A 17,477-nucleotide genomic window follows, 5' to 3' on the forward strand; every position below is an offset into this window, starting at 1 on the left:
CACAGGAGCGCCTGGACAAGATCGTGGTGCTGATCGCGGCCAACATGGTGGCCGAGGTCTGCTCGACCTATGTGCTGCGCGTCGACAACACGCTCGAACTTTACGCCACCGAGGGCCTCAACCGCGATGCGGTGCACCGGACCGTCCTGAGCGCGCATGAGGGCCTCGTCGGTCTGGTCGCAAGCGAGGCGACGCCGCTCAATTTGAGCGATGCGCAGAGCCATCCGGCGTTCTCGTTCCGCCCGGAAACCGGCGAAGAAATCTACCACTCGTTCCTCGGGGTTCCGATCCTGCGCGCGGGCAACACGCTCGGCGTCTTGGTGGTGCAGAACCGCGCCAAGCGCACCTATGTCGAGGAGGAGGTCGAGGCGCTGCAGACCACCGCGATGGTGCTGGCGGAAATGATCGCCTCGGGCGAATTGTCGGCGCTGGCCCAGCCCGGCGCCGAGCCCGCCGCGCGGCATTCATTGCACAAGACCGGCGCGATCCTGTCCGACGGCATCGCGCTCGGCCATGTCGTGCTGCACGAGCCGCGCGTCGTCATCACCAATTACATCGCCGAAGACCTGCCGAAGGAGATCAAGCGCCTCGATGCGGCGTTGACCAAATTGCGCGCCGACCTCGACCGCATGCTCGAGCGCGGCGACGTCGCCGAAGGCGGCGAGCATCGCGACGTGCTGGAAGCCTACCGGATGTTCGCCAACGACCAGGGCTGGTCGCATAAGCTGCATGAGGCGGTCGCGACCGGCCTCACAGCCGAAGCTGCAGTCGAGCGCGTGCAATCGGACACCCGCGCGCGCATGCTGCGCTCGACCGACCCATATTTGCGCGAACGCCTGCACGATCTCGAAGATCTCGGCTTTCGCCTGATGCGGCAACTCGTCGGCCAGGATCACGCGCCGGCGCGCGAACATCTGCCCGATAACGCAATCCTGATCGCGCGCGCGATGGGGCCAGCGGCGCTGCTCGATTATGACCGCAAGCGCCTGCGCGGCCTGGTGCTCGAGGAAGGCACAGCCAATTCCCACGTCTCGATCGTGGCGCGCGCGCTTGGCATCCCCGCGGTCGGCGAAGTGCCCAACGCGCCGGGTATCGCCGATCCCGGCGACGCCATCATCGTCGACGGCACTTCAGGCGAGATCTATGTGCGCCCCTCGCAGGAGATCGAGTCCGCCTACGCCGAGCGCGTCCGCTTTCGCGCGCGACGTCAGGCGCAGTATCTCGCGTTGCGCGAAAAGGCCTGCGTCACCAAGGACGGGCAGAAGGTCGAATTGATGATCAACGCAGGTTTGACCATCGACCTGCCGCATATCGACGACACCGGCAGCTCCGGCATCGGCCTGTTCCGCACCGAGCTGCAATTCATGGTCTCTCCGAGCCTGCCGCGCTCCAGCGACCAGCTCGCGCTCTACCGCACGGTGCTGGATGCCGCGGGGCCAAAACCCGTCACCTTCCGCACGCTCGACATCGGCGGCGACAAGGCGCTGCCCTATATGGAGACGGTCATCGAGGAAAATCCCGCGCTCGGCTGGAGGGCGATCCGACTCGGGCTCGATCGTCCGGGCCTGTTGCGCGGCCAGATTCGCGCGCTGCTGCGGGCCGGCGGCGGCCGGGCGCTCCGCATCATGTTCCCGATGATCTCGGATGTCGCCGAGTTCGACGCCGCCAAGGCCATCGTCGAGCGCGAGCTGACGTATCTGCGCCAGCACGGCCATGCACTACCGGAGCGGATCGACGTCGGCACCATGGTGGAAGTGCCCGCCCTGCTCTACCAGATGGACGAGCTGCTCAAGCGGGTCGACTTCGTCTCAGTCGGCTCCAATGACCTGTTCCAGTTCCTGTTCGCGGTCGATCGCGGTAATTCCAAGGTGTCCGACCGCTTCGACACACTGTCGGCGCCGATCCTGCGCGCATTGCGCGACGTCGTGCGAAAGGCAAATGCTGCGAATAAATACGCCTCGCTGTGTGGCGAGATGGCGTCCAAGCCGATCGAGGCGCTGGCGTTGATCGCGATCGGCTATCGTTCGCTGTCGCTGTCGGCGACCGCGCATGGCCCGGTGAAGGCCCTGATCCTCGATCTCGATGCCGGCAAGGCCGAGGCGATGATCACGCCGCTCCTGGACGCTCCGGCCGGCAGCGTCTCGATCCGGCAGAAGCTCACGGAGTTTGCGCAAGCCGAGGGGCTGGCGTTGTAGCGAGGCCGTTGTCGAACGCCTCCCCGCTCCCCATCTCGCTGTTTTGGACTGACAGATGTCGATGCTACCCGAAACCAAGCTGGACGTACTCCTGGCGCATCATGCGTCGCTGGAAGCACAGACTCTCGGCCAGCTTTCCTCCGACAAATATGTCCAGATCACGCGCGAGCTCGCCGAGCTCAATCCGCTGATCGATGCGGTAAAGGCCTATCGTTCCACGGTCAGGGAGCTCACCGACGCCGAAGCGCTGATTGCCGATCCTGCAACCGATGCCGACATGCGCGGCATGGCGGAAGCGGAGCTGGCAACCTTGCAAGCGCGCCGCGGCGAGCTCGAGCAGAAGATCCGCCTTGCGCTGCTGCCGAAAGACGCCATGGACGACCGTAACGTGGTGCTGGAAATCCGCGCCGGCACCGGCGGCGACGAAGCTTCCCTGTTCGCCGGCGATCTGTTCCGGATGTATGAGCGCTTCGCTGGTCTGCAGGGCTGGAAGGTCGAGGTGATCTCGGCGAGCGAAGGCACGGTCGGCGGCTACAAGGAAATCATCGCCGAGGTGCAGGGCCGCGGCGCTTTCTCGAAACTCAAGTTCGAATCCGGCGTGCACCGGGTGCAGCGCGTGCCCGACACGGAGACGCAGGGGCGCATTCACACGTCCGCCGCCACCGTTGCCGTGCTGCCCGAGGTCGAAGACGTCGACGTCGACATCAAGAACGAGGATCTGCGCATCGAGACCATGCGCGCGCAAGGCGCGGGCGGCCAGCACGTCAACAAGACGGAATCGGCGATCCGCATCACCCATATCCCGACCGGCATCGTGGTCATGATGCAGGACAGCCGCTCGCAGCACAAGAACCGAGCCTCGGCCATGAACATCCTGCGCTCGCGCATCTATGACGCCGAGCGGCAGCGCCAGGACGCGGCGCGCTCGGCCGACCGCAAGGAGAAGGTCGGCTCCGGCGATCGAAGCGAGCGCATCCGCACCTATAATTTCCCGCAAGGCCGCGTCACCGACCATCGCATCAATCTGACGCTCTACAAATTGCCGCAGGTCATCTCGGGCGAGGCGCTTGGCGAATTGATCGACGCGCTGACCACCGAGCATCAGGCAGCACAGCTCGCCGCCCAGGGCGCGGCGGCGTGAGCGCACGCGTCCCTTTCGTCGGACAAAGGATCGAGGACGCGCGCCGCGCACTCGCCGCGCGCTTCAAGCTTGCGGCCATCGAGTCGGCCGAGCTCGACGCGCGCACGCTGATGTGTGCCGCGCTCGACCTCGATCTGACCGGGTTGATCGCCTCCGCGGCGCGCGGCCTCACCGGGACGGAGGTCGATCGAGTGTGGGATTTTGCGGTCCGCCGGCTTTCCGGCGAGCCGGTCGCGCGCATCGTCGGAGCGAAGGAATTTTGGGGACTGCCCCTGAAACTCTCCGCCGCCACGCTGGTGCCGCGGCCGGACACCGAGACCGTGGTTGAGCTGGCGCTTCAGATCATTCGCGCCTTGCCGAGACCGGCGATGCGAATCGCCGACATCGGGACCGGCACCGGCGCAATCCTGCTCGCGCTGCTCTCCGAGCTGCCCGATGCCTTTGGCGTCGGCACCGATATCAGCGAGGAAGCGCTCGCGACCGCGCGGCGCAACGCGACCGATCTCGGGCTCGCCGCGCGCGCAGCCTTTGTCGCTACCGACTACGCCGCAGCACTCTCCGGTCCCTTCGATCTGATGATTTCCAATCCGCCCTATATCCGCTCTGCGGATATTGCCGGTCTCGCCGTCGAGGTGCGCGACCACGACCCGCACAGGGCGCTGGATGGCGGTGCAGACGGGCTTGATGCCTATCGCGCTCTGATCCCACAGGCGGCTGCCCGGCTCGCTCCTGGCGCCGCCCTGGTTGTGGAGGGCGGACAGGGCCAAAACGGCCCCATCGAAGCTTTGATGGCGGCGGCGGGATTAGTCGTCCAGAGCCCCGCTAAAGCTGACCTGGCGGGCATTCCCCGGGCGATTGCGGGGCTTAAAATGCCCAGATAAAGGCGGAAAAAACCTCTTGGAATATTGTCCGGGAACGACTACGTTCCGGATACAACATCGGCGCAGGCCCCGTAGGCGCTACGGGTGAAAAGCCTTACTTCTCAAGCGAGAGCCGCGCCGGTTAATGGTTCCAAACGCAGGTCCAGTCGAGCGCGGAAGCCAATTGAGCGCCGCGCCACTCGCGACCGCAGAAGCGAACGAAAGCCTGTTGCGCTTGAACACTTACGCAAGAGAACTGGGCTTGTTTTGGCAGGCTAAATGAAGGGTTCGCCGGTGAAGAATGCCGGCGGGTGGGGAACGCGTCTTTGCTGAACGCGACGGTCAACGAAATCGGCATGGTTTTGAGCTGCATCGCGGTGTGGCGCGTTGATTGCGCGCGACCGGTCGAGCGCGGCTAGTTGCTAGCGTCAATGGTCTTACTCAGGGCTGGAATAAAGGCAGGACATGAGAAACGGTCAGAACAACAAGCGGATGCGCAACCGGAACAACAACAATAACAACAACCGGCGCGGGCAAAATCCAATGACCCGGGTGTTCGAATCGAACGGACCCGACATCAAGATCCGCGGCACGGCCTCTCACATCGCCGAGAAATATCTGCAGCTCGCCCGCGACGCGCGCTCGTCCGGCGACCCGGTGGCGGCGGAAAACTACTATCAGCATGCCGAGCACTATTTCCGCCTGATCGCCGCCGCCCAGGAGCAGTTCCGCCAGAATCAGCCACAGCCGCGCCCCGACGAGGTCGCGAGCAGCGAGGACGGCGACGACGAAGGCGACAATTATTCGAGCTTCGGCCAGGAGCCTGGTTTCGTTCCGGCGCAGCAGCAGCCCTATATGCGCGACAATCGCGACAACAGCGGGCGCGATCACCAACGTGACAACCAGCAGCCCTATCAGCGCGACCAGCAGCAACCGCGCGAGCATCGCCCACAGCCGCAATATGCGCCGCAGCCACAATCGCAGCCGGCGATGTCGGACAATGGCGGCGTCGATCGCCTGCCCTCCTTCATCACCGGTCCGCAACCGCAGATCAATGGCGGCCAAGGCTATGAGAGCAAAGGCGGCTACGAGGGCAACAACAGCGGCGAACGTTTCCCGCGCCGTCGCCGCCGTCCGCACGGCGGCCACCGCCCCGAAGGCATGACGCAGCCGGCGGCGACCGCGCCCGGTGAGGATTTCAATCAGGGGAATGATTGAGGCGCGAAGCCTTAAGTTGTGGAATTGTAGGGTGGGCAAAGCGCAAGCGTGCCCACCTTTTTCTTTCAAAGTTTCTGAAAATGGTGGGCACAGCGCGCGAAGGGCGCGCTTTTGCCCACCCTACACTCCGTCGATCACCCCCTCGTCGGCGTCGGCAGCAGGGCCGGCTTCAACGCCGGGATCAGGCGCACGCGTTCGCGCTTGGCAGGGATGGCGCGATAGACCTGCTTGGTGGCTTCGACAATGTGCACGCCGGCGACCGGAAGCGACACTGCGGCGCCGACGCGCTCCCAGGCCAGCGCCGAGCGCAGGAACCAGCCTGCCGCCACTGGAGGCACGAACAGCGCTTCGCCCCAGGCGGTCGGCGTGAACCAGGTCTGCCGCAACAGTTGCGTGATCTGCGAGCGCGAATAGGGCCGGCCGTGGCCGAACGGGGTCTTGTCGGTGCGGGTCCACACGCCGCGCCGGTTCGGAATGACAGCGATCATCCGCCCCGACGGCGCCAGCACCCGCCACACCTCGCGGAGCAGCCCTTCCGGATCGTCGGACATCTCCAGCGCATGCACCAGAAGGATGCGGTCGACCGCGGCTTCCGGCAGTGGCAGCGAAAACTCGTCGACCAACGCGGCCAGCGCCGGCCGCCCGGTGGGCCATTTCAGGACACCCTGAGCCGCCGGCATGAAGGCGATGCAGCGCTCGGAATCTTCACGAAAAAGCCCGAGATATGGCGTCGGGTAACCGATGCCGAGCACGCGCTGGCCATCGGCGCCGGGCCAGCGTTGGCGGATGCCGCGGTTGATCAACTGCCGCGCAACGATGCCGAGGCGCTGGGAGTAGAAGTCGCGGAGATCGATGACATCGATACTCATGACACTAATCTAACACGTACCCTTCGCGCGCGTCGCGCCGAATATCGCATTGCCCGATTACCGTTAAGGCCATATCTCTGCAAAAGATTGTGGGAACGCTCGCGGCCCGCTTGGGTAAAATTGGAGACGTCATGGTTGCCGAAATCCGCACCTTCACCTGCCTGTCCGATAATTTCGGCTACCTCGTTCATGACCCGGCAACGAAGGCGACCGCGTCGATCGACGCGCCCGAAGCAGGACCGATCGTCAAGGCGCTGGAGCGCGAGGGTTGGACGCTCACCGACATCCTGATCACCCATCATCACGGCGACCATGTCGGCGGCGTCGCCGAGCTCAAGCGGAAATACGGCTGCCGCGTCGTCGGCCCACATGACAAGACCACCAAAATCGCCAACGTCGATTCGCGCGTCGCCAATGGCGACGTCGTCAAGGTCGGCAATCTCCTGGCACGCGTGCTGGAGACGCCCGGCCACACGCTCGACCACATCTCCTACGTGTTCGACGCCGACAAGGCGTTGTTTGCCGCCGACACGCTATTCTCGATCGGTTGTGGCCGCGTGTTCGAGGGCAATCACCCCATGATGTGGGAATCGCTGTTGAAGCTGCGCGCGCTGCCCGACGATTTCAGGCTCTATTGCGGCCATGAATACACGGCCTCGAACGTCAAATTCGCGCTGACCGTCGATGGCGACAATCCGGCTCTTCAGGCGCGCGCCGCGGAAGTGTCGAAGCTGCGCGCAGACAACAAGCCGACCATCCCCTCGCTGCTGGGCGAGGAGAAGAAGGCCAATGTCTTCCTCCGCGCCGACGACCCGCAGGTGGCCGTCAAGCTGCACATGAAGGGCGCGAACGCCTCCGACGTCTTCGGTGAACTCCGCGAACGCAAGAACAAATCCTGATGACGCTCTCCGCAGCCGAGATCATTGCGCGCCTGGAATTACGGCCGCATCCCGAAGGCGGGTATTATCGCGAGACCTTTCGCGACAAGCGCGTCGATGACAACGGCCGCGCGCATTCGACCGCGATCTATTTCCTGCTCACCCGCGGCGACCGCTCGCACTGGCACAGGGTCGATGCGGTCGAGATCTGGCATTACTATGCGGGCAGCCCCATCACCCTGGAGATCGCCCATGACGGCTGCGCGCCGCATTTCGTCACGTTGGGGCCGGATCTCGCGGCAGGCCAGCGGCCGCAAGCGATCGTGCCGGCGCATGCCTGGCAATCGGCCGAGACCACCGGCGACTGGACGCTGGTCGGCTGCACGGTCGCGCCGGGATTCGAATTCGCGGGCTTCGAGATGGCGGAGCCGGATTTCGCGCCGGCGGTCTAGCGCTTCAGCATAATGTCCTTCGCCGCGATCAAGCCGCCGCCGGCAATCAGGATGGCGGCGAGCACGATGTTGGAGCTCGCCTTGGCGAAGCCGGCGAGGATCAGGAACGAGGTCGAAAGCAGCGGCGTCGCATAGGAGGCCGCACCCAGCACGCGGATGTCGCCACGTTTCATGCCGATGTCCCAGGCATAGAAGGCGGCTCCGACGGGGCCGACGCCGAGCCCCACGATGGCTGCCCATTGCAGCGCGGTCTCGGGCCACGCGGTGGTTTCGACCAGGCCATGCATGAGTGCCGCAAGCAGTGCCGTGACCGCGCAGAAGCCGGCGACCGCGCCCGTCGGCACCGACTTCAGGCGGCGCGACAGCACCGAATAGGTCGCCCAGACAAAGGCTGCGATGAAGGCCGCGACCAATCCCGGAATTTGCCCCCGTGCAAAATGGCCGGTGCCGCCGGCGAACAAAAGCACGGTGCCGGCGAGCCCCAGCGCGGCGCCGATGATGTGATGTGCCGCCAGCCGCTCGCCCGGCAGGAACGAGGAGAACAACACGATCAACAGCGGCCACAGATAATTGAGCAGGCCCGCTTCGGCGGGCGGCGCAAAGCGCAGCGCGAGGAAATAGAGCGCGTGATAGCCGAACAAGCCGCCGACGCCGACGACCCAGGCGATCAGCGGCTGGCGCAGCGCCTTCACGGCGTCCGCGCGCCCGATCCAGGTGAGTGCTCCGGTCGCAGCACCAATCGCGAACGTGATCGCGGCGAGCTGGAAGGCAGGGATGGTTCCGGTCGCGACCGTCATGACCGCAAGCAGCGACCACATCAGGATCGCGGTCAATCCGATCAGCGTTGCGGTGCGGGGGGACATCGTCATTGCGAGCCAACGGGTCCGCGCAAAGCGCGGCCCGATGCCAGGCTCCGCGAAGCAATCCAGAAGCTGCGAATCAAGAACCGGATTGCTTCGGTCGCTTCGCTGCTCGCAATGACGATCACGCGTGATACTGGCCGCCATTCACCGTCAAGGTCGAGCCGGTGATGAAGCCGGCATCGTCGGCGGCGAGGAACAGGACCGCGCGCGCGATCTCCTCGGGCTCGCCGAGGCGGTTTACCGGGATCTGCGTGATCACGTTCTTTTCCAGAATCTCTTTCGGCACCGCCTGCACCATCTCGGTGTTGATATAGCCCGGCGCGATCACGTTCACGGTAATGCCGCCCTTGGCATTCTCCAGCGCGAGCGCCTTGGTGAAGCCGATGTCACCGGCCTTCGCCGCGGAATAATTGACCTGGCCGAATTGCCCCTTCTGGCCGTTGATCGAGGAGATGTTGATGATTCGGCCGAACTTGCGCGCGCGCATGCCCTCGATCACGTGACGCGTCATGTTGAACAGCGAGCCGAGATTGGTGTTGATCACGGCGTTCCATTGATCGAGCGTCATCTTGTGGAAGGCGGTATCACGCGTGATACCGGCATTGTTGACCAGCACCTCGATCGGACCGAGCTCGGCCTCGACCTTCTTGATCCCGTCGGCGCAGGCCTCGAAGGAGGCCACGTCCCACTTGTAGACGGGAACGCCGGTCTCGGCCTTGAATTTCTCGGCCGCCGCATCATTGCCGGCATAGCTCGCCGCGACCTTGTAGCCTGCGTTCTTGAGCGCCTTGCTGATCGCGGCGCCAATCCCTCGTGTTCCGCCCGTCACCAATGCAACGCGTGCCATGTCGTGTCCTTCCCTTGGAAATTTCTGAACGCAGTTTCTTCTTGTAACTCTCGATTATGCGAGCGGTTTGGACAACATCAAGAAAAAACGCCCGGAAGATGATTCCGGGCGCTTTCTCTTATGTCAGTGCTGTGCAGTTGCGAAGAGGAAAATCTGTTCTCGACGCGCCTACATTTTCATCGCGTGCGGCGCGGACGCCAATCGCGCGCCGCACAGCATTTTAGTCTCGTGCTACGCACATCGCGATGCCCATGCCGCCGCCGATACAGAGCGTGGCAAGGCCCTTCTTGGAATCGCGCTTCTGCATTTCATGCAGCAGCGTCACCAGCACACGTGCGCCGGACGCGCCGATCGGGTGACCGATCGCGATCGCGCCGCCATTGACGTTGACCTTGGCGGTATCCCAGCCGAGGTCCTTGTTCACGGCGCAGGCCTGCGCGGCAAAGGCCTCGTTGGCTTCGATCAGGTCGAGGTCACCGACGTTCCAGCCCGCCCTCTTCAGCGCGGTGCGCGACGCCGGGATCGGGCCGGTGCCCATGATCTTGGGATCGACGCCGGCCTGGCCCCAGGACACGATGCGCGCGAGCGGCTTCCTGCCTTCCTTGGCCGCCTGCTTGGCGGTCATCAGCACCACCGCGGCCGCGCCGTCATTGATGCCCGACGCGCTGCCCGCAGTCACGGTGCCGTCCTTCTCGAAGGCGGGCTTCAGCTTCGCCATCGCATCCAGCGTTGCGCCATGACGCGGATATTCGTCGTCGGCGACGATGATATCGCCCTTGCGGGTCTTGATGGTGACCGGGACGATCTCGTCCTTGAATCGGCCGGCCTTCTGCGCGGCCTCGGCCTTCTGCTGGGAGGCAACCGCGAACTCGTCCTGCTGCGCGCGGGTGATCTGGTACTGCCTGGCGACGTTCTCGGCGGTGTTGCCCATGTGGTAGCCGTTGAAGGCATCCCACAGGCCGTCCTTGATCATGGTGTCGACGAGGTCGAGCGAGCCCATCTTGACGCCGCCGCGCAGATGCTGGGCGTGCGGGGCCATGCTCATCGACTCCTGGCCGCCGGCTACGACGACCTCCGAATCACCATTGAGCAGCGCCTGGTATCCAAGCGCGACGGAGCGCAGGCCGGAACCGCAGAGCTGGTTGACGCCCCAGGCCGGGCTCTCCACGGGAATGCCGGCCGAGATCGAAGCCTGGCGAGCCGGGTTCTGGCCCTGCGCCGCGGTCAGGATCTGGCCCATGATGACTTCGGACACGCGGCCCGGCTCGACGCCGGCGCGCTCCAGCGCGGCCTTGATGGCGATGGCGCCGAGATCGTGGGCCGGCATAGTGGCAAAGGCACCGTTGAAACTTCCGACCGGGGTGCGGGCGGCGGCGACGATGACGACATCGTCTGACATAGGCATCTCCTTAAGGCTTGAGGTTCTTGAAGATATCAGGCGGGCGCCAGAGGGGCGGGGCCAGTCTCCCCATTATCCTGTTAACGTCGTTGAGGCATGTCAACGGCGCTGCGGCATAATTATGCAAGCTGGGTATTCCCTTCGGCACACTCGCGCGTTGTCGCTTGGACACTACGCGACGCGATGGTTCGGAGCATACCCAGACGCCGGGCTTCGAAGCGGGCTTGAGCGGCCATCAGCGGGCAGGCCCTTCGCACCCGCTTCGCAAAAATGCTGCGCAATAAAAATAGTGCCCTGGAATTAACCGTGGTGCACAAAACGGTAGCCGAACCCCTTTGAAAATGCTTAGTTTGTTGCGGATGCGTAGCGCACTGCCCTGCGGCAACGCCGTCGGGTTTCCTGTCCTCGGTCTCTCACGAGTGAGCCCCATGGCCAAATCTGAACAACCCACCACCATCAAGAAATACGCAAATCGGAGGCTCTATAATACCGGCACCAGCACCTACGTGACGCTGGAGGATCTGGCTGCGATGGTGAAAGAGGGCGAGGATTTCCTCGTCTACGACGCCAAGACCGGCGACGATATCACCCGCTCGGTGCTCGCGCAGATCATCTTCGAGCAGGAGAACAAGGCGGGACAGAACCTGCTGCCGACCACTTTCCTGCGCCAGCTCATCCGCTTCTATGGCGACAGCATGCAGATGGTGGTGCCGAAATATCTCGAGCAGTCGATCGAGACGTTGACGCGCGAGCAGGAAAAGTTCCGCAAGCAGCTTGCCGACACGTTCTCGGGCACGCCGTTTGCGCCGCTCGAGGAGCATGTCCGCCGCAACATGGAGCTGTTCCAGCAGACCTTCTCGATGTTCAAGCCGTTCGCTCCGCGCAGCGCCGACGCCGACAAGGCCCCGGCCCCGCCGGAAGGGGACAATATCGACGATCTGCGTCGGCAGATGAAGGACATGCAGGACCGGCTCGAGCGCATGTCGAAAGAGCCGAAGAAGGAAGAGTAGGCTTTCTGCTGTTTGTTTCTCGTCATGACCGGGACGAGCCTGGACGAGCCCGGGCATGACGACTGAGTAAAACGCGCAGGGCCTACCCAATCGCCGGCAGCGCGTTTGCGTCACCCACCGCCCAGCGGCGCTCGGCGGATGCGAGCCCGATCAGCCGGCCCTGGATGTAATCACAGCCCCAATCGCGCAGCATCGCCGCCGACGGCTCGTCCTGCACCCATTCAGCGACCGTCTTGATGTTCAGCCGGCGCGCCAGATCGATCAGCGTCTGCACAAAGGCGCGATCGTCCGCCGAATGCGCGATGTTCTGCACGAAAGCGCCGTCGATCTTGACGATATCCACGCCGAGCTTGCGCAAGTTTCGGAACGAGGTGTAGCCGGCCCCAAAATCGTCGATCGCGATCCGGCTGCCCAGATTCTTCAGCCGCGTCACGAAACCTCTCAGATCGTCAATATCCTGGATCGCCACCGTCTCGGTGATCTCGACGATCAGCCGCTCGGCGACGCCGGGATGGGCACGCATCAACGATTCGATCGAGGCCCACCAGTCCGAATCCATCGTCGTGTCCGGCGAAATATTGAGGCTGAGCTGGACACCAGGTGCGGCCGCGAGCTCGGCGACGACAAGCTCGAGCACGCGGTGGTCGACAAGCCGGATCAAGCCGAGACGCTCGGCGACAGGCACGATGTCGGGCGCGAGCAGCACGCGGCCGTCATCCTGCTCCATCCGCACCAGGCATTCGTAGAAGGCATTTTCGCGCGAGGCGGTGGCGACGACGGGCTCATAAGCCATCACGATGCGGCGCTCATTGAGCGCGGTGACGATCTCGTCGGTCACGCGGATATTGACCCGGCGCTGGGCGTCGCGCTCGACATTGGGCTTCCAGGCAAGGAACGAGCCGGCGCGGCGGCGCTTGGCGGCATCGAGCGTTTCCTGCGCACGGTTGATCGCGTCATCGGCCGAGCGCGCATAGCGCGGCACGGCGACGCCTCCGATCGAGGCGGTGACAGAAACCGGGCCCGAGCGCGTGGGCACCACCTCGTCGCGCACGCTGGCGAGAAAGCGCTCGGCGGCAACATTCATGTCGTCGATGGTGCAGTTCCTCAGGATCAGGCCGAACTTGTTGCCGGAGAAGCGGCCGAGGACGTCGCCGCCGCGCAGACGCACGCGGAGGCGCTGCGCGATCTCGTTGATCACGGCGTCCGCCACGTCGAAGCCGAAGGCATCGTTGACCCGCGACAGATGATCGATGCCGATCAGGAGGAAGGCGCAGGTGGTGCGGAAGCGCAGGGTTTCCTCGATCGCTTCGGCGAGCGACGCGATCAGATGGGTGCGGTTGAGCTCGCCGGTCAGGGGGTCATGGCGCGACAGCCTGATGAGCTGCTCGTCACGGGCGTGGCGCTCATTGTTGACGCGGACGACGCCTTGCGCGCGCACAGGCTTGCCGTCCGTGCCCGCGAACCAGGAGCCGGTCTCCTCGATCCATATGACCGGCGCGGACGTCGTCATCCGCACGCCATATTCGATTTTGTAGGGCGTGCCGTCGCCGCCACGAGCCGGCTGCGACAACATCAGCGCCTCGGCGCGGATCGAGCCCTTGGGCTCGATCAGTCGGGCAAATGCCGCTCCGCTGGAGAGCGCTTCCGGCGGGATGTCGGGGAAGACCGCGTCAACGCGCTCGCTCCAGGTGATCGCGTCGCTGGCGATGTCCCAGGCGAAGGCGGCCTGGCCCAGCGATGCCAGGATGGTCGAGGTCTCTGGAAGAGCTGTCACGGTCGCCTCGTTTCGGGACACGGCGGAAGTGATTCCCACCATCAAGATAAGGCCTGTTTGGCCGAAATCCCTAAACGAAGTTCATAAATATTCTGGAAACCACGTTTTTAGTTCGTCCCTAACAAGCGCGGCCGAGGCGGCATAGTTATTGCGGAGGTCAAACCGTGGCGGGACCAGGTGTCCCAGATTGTGACGGTTTGCAATGTCCAGCGTTTACCAGGCGAAAGTGGAAGACGGCATCTTCGAGGAAGTCGAAGCGCCCGGCGCTGCTCTGGTCCCGGTCACCGCGACGGTCTATCGGGCACCCAGATTCGCCGTGCCACGGCCTGACGCGAACTTCGTCACGCAATTGATTGCGACCGCCGAACAGCTTCCGCAAACCCGCAATTTGCGGCGCGCAGCGCCTGCCGATGCCCTGACCGCTTATCAGGCGTTCGAGCACCGGATCAAGGATGCGCCCGCCTCGACGCGGCAGATGGCCTAGGGGAAATCAGCGCGGCGGCGCGTCGGGCGAGGCTGACTGGCCCGCACCCGGCTGCAATTCCGGCGAGGGAATCGTGGGCGACGGCTCGCCCGCGTTGGCTGTCGCTTTCGGGGTCGGATGATCCTGCAGCACAGAGTCGGCAACGCCGGCCGCTGGCGACGCAGATGGCGCAGGCGCGGGGTTTGCCGGCTCGACCTGCGGCTCTCTTACGGGAGCTTCGACCTCTCTGCGGCCCCTCCGCGAAGCGGACACCGCGGCCGGCCGGCGCGCGCTCAGCGCGATCCCGCCAAAGAAATCGACCATCGCCATCAGCGACAACAGGAAGAAGGTCGAGGTGCCGAATTTCTGCAGCATCACGAATTCGGCCGCCGAGCCGCCAAACACGATCAGCGACAGCAGATGGTCGGTGAGGTATTTCGAACCCGGCCGCGCGCCCTTGACGATCTCGAGCAGGAGCAACAGCACGCCGAGCGCGAGCAAAATATCGCTCAGCGTGATCCGCCATTCCACACCCGAAACCAGCATCAGCCTGATCAGCGGATCAGTCAGCGGCACGCCGGGCATCAGCCAGGCCACGATGTTGTAGACCGCAAGCGGAATCAACAGCAGCGGAAAAGCGATCATCGGCGAGGCCTCATCTGAAAAGAAGAGATTGGCGCGTTTCGCCAGGACTATCCGTGATACACGTTGGCTTCGTGCTCCTGAAGTCCCTGATCTCACTCGTTGGCCAAATTCAGGCAGGCGGCCAGCGCATGATCCGGAAAAGCCTGCCCCGCACCTGATGCGGGGTGTGCAGCGGCTCTCCGAAAAGCCTGCCCTCGGGCTTGACCCGAGGGATCACGCGCCAACAAGAGCACCTGCCTGCCGCGATCAGGCTTCCTTCTTCGGCTTCAACACCTGCCGGCCCTTGTACATGCCGGTCTTGAGGTCGAGGTGGTGCGGACGGCGCAGCTCGCCGGAGTCCTTGTCCTCGACATAGGTGGGCTTCTTCAGCGCATCCGCCGAGCGGCGCATGCCACGCCGCGAGGGCGAAGTTTTTCGTCTGGGAACGGCCATGTCGGTGTCCTCTAGGGGTGTTTCGGGGGCATCGCCGCTCAAGCAGCGGACGGTCCAGGGGCCGCGCAAAAACGGCCGGGCCGGATGCCGATCAAGGCCGCGCTTATAGAGGATGGTTCGCAGTAATGCTAGGGCGATGGCATGCGAAAATCGCGTCGTCTTGCGGACTGCCCCGCTCATTTTTTTGCAACGTTCCAACCAAATTCCATTGGAACAAAACGTGACCGTTTGCTATGGGAGCAGCCGCAATTGCAAATTGAATGAGGGGGCTGCCGATGCTCGGAGCGATTGGGTTTTTCCGGATGCTGCGCGGCGTTGACCGGCTCTCCGCCATGGGCGCTCTGCTGCTGATCCTGTTTGCGGTCAGCCCGGCCAAGGCGTTCGACTACGACCGCTATCAAGCAGCCGACCTCGATGCCCTTGCGGTGCGCAAGCCGGCGCTGGGAATAGGCGTCGATGTCCTTCCGGCGCAAAGCGTCCGGCTCGACGTCACGCTGGTTTCGCAAGCCGCAACCTGCTCAACCAAGGTCGCGAAATGGGCGATGAGGACAGCCGGGATCGCAAAAGATGTGGTCGCCTCCACACCCGTCAGCCACTGCATCAAGGTCAAATCGGCGAAAGGCAGGACGTATCTGATCTTCATTCAGGATGTGCTGGCCGATGGCCTCGCCAGGGAGGTGCGGCCAGGCGGCAAGCTGACGCTCTATGCGAGTCTCGTATATTCCGCCCAGAGGGGACCGGGCCTTGTCGTCAATGAGTTCAGCGCCGAGCAGGCGGCGGCTTCACAGAAGCCCGCGGACCATTCCGGCTCTGATTTGAGTGCTGCAATCAAGAAGAAGAAATAACGCCGGTCGCGGCGCACAAATCCACTTCACTTAGAACGCACGATTGTCGCGCCAGCAGGTCGAGACGACCTGCGCCCGCGCCATATAGGTGCCCGCCAGCCGCCGCACGCCGGGGCCAGGGGTACGGGCGCTGCGCAGACGCGGATTCGGCAGGATCGAGGCCAATAGCGCCGCCTCCCGTGGCGACAGCATCGCCGCAGAATGGCCGAACGCAAAGGCCGAGGCGGTCTCGGCGCCGAACTGACCGCTTGGGCCGAGCTCGGCGATGTTCAGATAGATTTCCAGAATCCGCTGCTTCGGCAGCACCATGTCGATCCAGAGCGCGAGCGGGAATTCCAGCGCCTTGCGGATCACGCTCGGGCCCTGCCACAGGAAGAGGTTTTTCGCGACCTGTTGGGTGATGGTGGAGGCACCGCGCATCCTCTCTCCGTCCTCGGCGTCGCGCATCGCTTCGCGCAGCGCGCCCAAGTCGACGCCGTGATGCTTGCAGAAATGCGCGTCCTCCGCAGCCACTACAGAGCGGGGCAGATAAGGCGACATCGCATTGAGATCGATCCAGTGCCGCGACACCGGCGCGCCGGACAAGTGCCGCCAGACCATCAAGGTCGAGACCGGATGACCTGTGCGGTAAAACGGCGTCAGCACATAGGGGATGACGAGCGCGCCCAGGAGGATCAAGGCCAGGGTTTTGAGGACGCGCAAATCGGCCTTTCTGCTTTCAGCGGCTAAACGGGGGACACGGCATAAAGTGCTGTTATCCCGCTCACAGTTCCTGCCCTTTTCAAGCGGTTTTATGACCTAGCCGGCCTCGTCCCGCAATTGACGAAGCCGCCCGCATAAAGGATTGTCCGCCCCGATTTTGACTTTGGAGCCCGATTGAATGACCGGTACTGCCCTCGATTTTGCCAAGCGTCTGGACAAGACCGCAGAGGAAACCGAAGCCCTGCTCGACAAGCTGTTGTCGGACAAGCCCGAGCCTGACGAGATCGTGCGCCCGAAGCGGCTGATGGACGCCATGCGCTATTCGAGTCTTAACGGGGGTAAGCGATTGCGGCCCTTCCTGGTGGTCGAGAGCGCGGCGGTGTTCGGCGTTCCGCGCGAGGCCGCCCTATTCGCGGGCGCCGCGCTCGAATGCATCCACTGCTATTCGCTGATCCATGACGATCTGCCGTCGATGGATAACTCCGACCTGCGCCGCGGCCGTCCGACGGCCCACAAGGCGTTCGACGACGCGACCGCAATCCTCGCCGGCGACGCGCTGTTGACCATCGCGTTCGACATCATCACCCGCGATGAGATCCATCGCGACGCCACCGTGCGGCTGAAACTGACGCGGGCGCTGGCGCGCGCCGCCGGCATCGGCGGCATGGCCGGCGGCCAGATGCTCGATCTTGCCGGCGAAGGCCGCTTCGGCGACAAGACGCCGCCCGACGTCGCAATCCTGCAGCAGATGAAGACCGGCGCGCTTTTATGGTTCGGCTGTATCGCCGGCGCGCTGATGGGCCAGTCGGCCGACGGCTACAAGGCGCTCGATACCTACGGCCGCGCGCTCGGCGAAGCCTTTCAAATCGCCGATGACCTGCTCG

Annotated in this window: 18 protein-coding genes; 10 read left to right on the forward strand and 8 right to left on the reverse strand. The window is 64.1% G+C overall.

Features of this window, described 5'->3' with window-relative positions:
* From ptsP to VKR55_RS13595, 4 genes are all read left to right on the forward strand, one after another.
* Positions 1-2,195, forward strand: a 2,195-nt coding sequence (gene ptsP, locus VKR55_RS13580; protein ID WP_324404027.1) for a phosphoenolpyruvate--protein phosphotransferase, incomplete at its 5' end; no start/stop codon positions are given.
* A 55-nt stretch (positions 2,196-2,250) separates the two neighbouring features.
* A complete protein-coding gene (prfA, locus tag VKR55_RS13585; RefSeq protein WP_324404029.1) occupies positions 2,251-3,336 on the forward strand; it encodes a peptide chain release factor 1 in 1,086 nt (361 codons plus the stop codon).
* Positions 3,333-4,217, forward strand: a complete 885-nt coding sequence (gene prmC, locus VKR55_RS13590; RefSeq protein WP_324404031.1) for a peptide chain release factor N(5)-glutamine methyltransferase — start codon at positions 3,333-3,335, stop codon at positions 4,215-4,217. The genes prfA and prmC overlap by 4 nt, the downstream gene beginning before the upstream one ends.
* Before the next feature lie 444 nt (positions 4,218-4,661).
* Entirely contained in the window at positions 4,662-5,414 is a 753-nt protein-coding gene (locus VKR55_RS13595; protein ID WP_324404033.1) for a DUF4167 domain-containing protein, read from the forward strand.
* Between the two features lie 134 nt (positions 5,415-5,548).
* Here VKR55_RS13595 and VKR55_RS13600 read toward each other — a convergent pair whose 3' ends face one another.
* The gene (locus tag VKR55_RS13600; protein WP_324404035.1) at positions 5,549-6,283 is read right to left on the reverse strand and encodes a methyltransferase domain-containing protein; all 735 of its coding nucleotides are present in this window, start codon (positions 6,281-6,283) and stop codon (positions 5,549-5,551) included.
* 131 nt (positions 6,284-6,414) lie between these two features.
* Between VKR55_RS13600 and gloB the strand changes: the two genes are divergently transcribed.
* Complete coding sequence (gene gloB / locus VKR55_RS13605) at positions 6,415-7,182, forward strand: hydroxyacylglutathione hydrolase (RefSeq protein WP_324404037.1); 768 nt, start codon at positions 6,415-6,417, stop codon at positions 7,180-7,182.
* The gene (locus VKR55_RS13610; protein ID WP_324404039.1) at positions 7,182-7,613 is read left to right on the forward strand and encodes a cupin domain-containing protein; all 432 of its coding nucleotides are present in this window, start codon (positions 7,182-7,184) and stop codon (positions 7,611-7,613) included. The genes gloB and VKR55_RS13610 overlap by 1 nt, the downstream gene beginning before the upstream one ends.
* Here VKR55_RS13610 and yddG read toward each other — a convergent pair.
* From yddG to VKR55_RS13625, 3 genes are all read right to left on the reverse strand, one after another.
* Positions 7,610-8,476 (reverse strand): aromatic amino acid exporter YddG, encoded by an 867-nt coding sequence (gene yddG, locus VKR55_RS13615; protein WP_324404041.1) that lies wholly within the window; start codon positions 8,474-8,476, stop codon positions 7,610-7,612. The two genes, VKR55_RS13610 and yddG, sit on opposite strands and share 4 nt — an antisense overlap.
* Positions 8,477-8,597: 121 nt before the next feature.
* A complete protein-coding gene (gene phbB / locus VKR55_RS13620) occupies positions 8,598-9,323 on the reverse strand; it encodes an acetoacetyl-CoA reductase (RefSeq protein WP_324404043.1) in 726 nt (241 codons plus the stop codon).
* Between the two features lie 220 nt (positions 9,324-9,543).
* Positions 9,544-10,722, reverse strand: coding sequence for an acetyl-CoA C-acetyltransferase (locus VKR55_RS13625; RefSeq protein WP_324404045.1), 1,179 nt, complete (start codon positions 10,720-10,722; stop codon positions 9,544-9,546).
* A gap of 428 nt (positions 10,723-11,150) precedes the next feature.
* On the opposite strand from VKR55_RS13625, the gene phaR reads away from it, so the two are divergent.
* Positions 11,151-11,732, forward strand: coding sequence for a polyhydroxyalkanoate synthesis repressor PhaR (phaR, locus tag VKR55_RS13630; RefSeq protein ID WP_324404047.1), 582 nt, complete (start codon positions 11,151-11,153; stop codon positions 11,730-11,732).
* Positions 11,733-11,814: 82 nt separating this feature from the next.
* On the opposite strand, the gene VKR55_RS13635 is transcribed toward phaR, so the two are convergent.
* Positions 11,815-13,548, reverse strand: coding sequence for a putative bifunctional diguanylate cyclase/phosphodiesterase (locus VKR55_RS13635; protein WP_324404049.1), 1,734 nt, complete (start codon positions 13,546-13,548; stop codon positions 11,815-11,817).
* A 160-nt stretch (positions 13,549-13,708) separates the two neighbouring features.
* On the opposite strand from VKR55_RS13635, the gene VKR55_RS13640 reads away from it, so the two are divergent.
* Complete coding sequence (locus VKR55_RS13640) at positions 13,709-13,990, forward strand: hypothetical protein (protein ID WP_324404051.1); 282 nt, start codon at positions 13,709-13,711, stop codon at positions 13,988-13,990.
* 6 nt (positions 13,991-13,996) lie between these two features.
* Here VKR55_RS13640 and VKR55_RS13645 read toward each other — a convergent pair whose 3' ends face one another.
* Together VKR55_RS13645 and rpmF are read right to left on the reverse strand one after the other, a co-directional pair.
* On the reverse strand, positions 13,997-14,614 hold the full coding sequence (locus VKR55_RS13645) for a hypothetical protein (protein ID WP_324404053.1): 618 nt from the start codon (positions 14,612-14,614) through the stop codon (positions 13,997-13,999).
* 246 nt (positions 14,615-14,860) lie between these two features.
* On the reverse strand, positions 14,861-15,046 hold the full coding sequence (gene rpmF, locus VKR55_RS13650) for a 50S ribosomal protein L32 (protein WP_291612577.1): 186 nt from the start codon (positions 15,044-15,046) through the stop codon (positions 14,861-14,863).
* Between the two features lie 275 nt (positions 15,047-15,321).
* On the opposite strand from rpmF, the gene VKR55_RS13655 reads away from it, so the two are divergent.
* Positions 15,322-15,891: a hypothetical protein gene (locus VKR55_RS13655; protein WP_324404057.1), complete on the forward strand. Its 570-nt coding sequence runs from the start codon at positions 15,322-15,324 to the stop codon at positions 15,889-15,891.
* A 30-nt stretch (positions 15,892-15,921) separates the two neighbouring features.
* Here the strand turns inward: VKR55_RS13655 and VKR55_RS13660 are convergent, their stop codons facing one another.
* Entirely contained in the window at positions 15,922-16,593 is a 672-nt protein-coding gene (locus tag VKR55_RS13660; protein WP_324404059.1) for a transglycosylase domain-containing protein, read from the reverse strand.
* 178 nt (positions 16,594-16,771) lie between these two features.
* On the opposite strand from VKR55_RS13660, the gene VKR55_RS13665 reads away from it, so the two are divergent.
* On the forward strand, positions 16,772-17,477 hold a 706-nt coding region (locus VKR55_RS13665), incomplete at its 3' end, for a polyprenyl synthetase family protein (RefSeq protein ID WP_324404061.1).

Source organism: Bradyrhizobium sp., assembly GCF_035309285.1.
Taxonomy (GTDB): domain Bacteria; phylum Pseudomonadota; class Alphaproteobacteria; order Rhizobiales; family Xanthobacteraceae; genus Bradyrhizobium.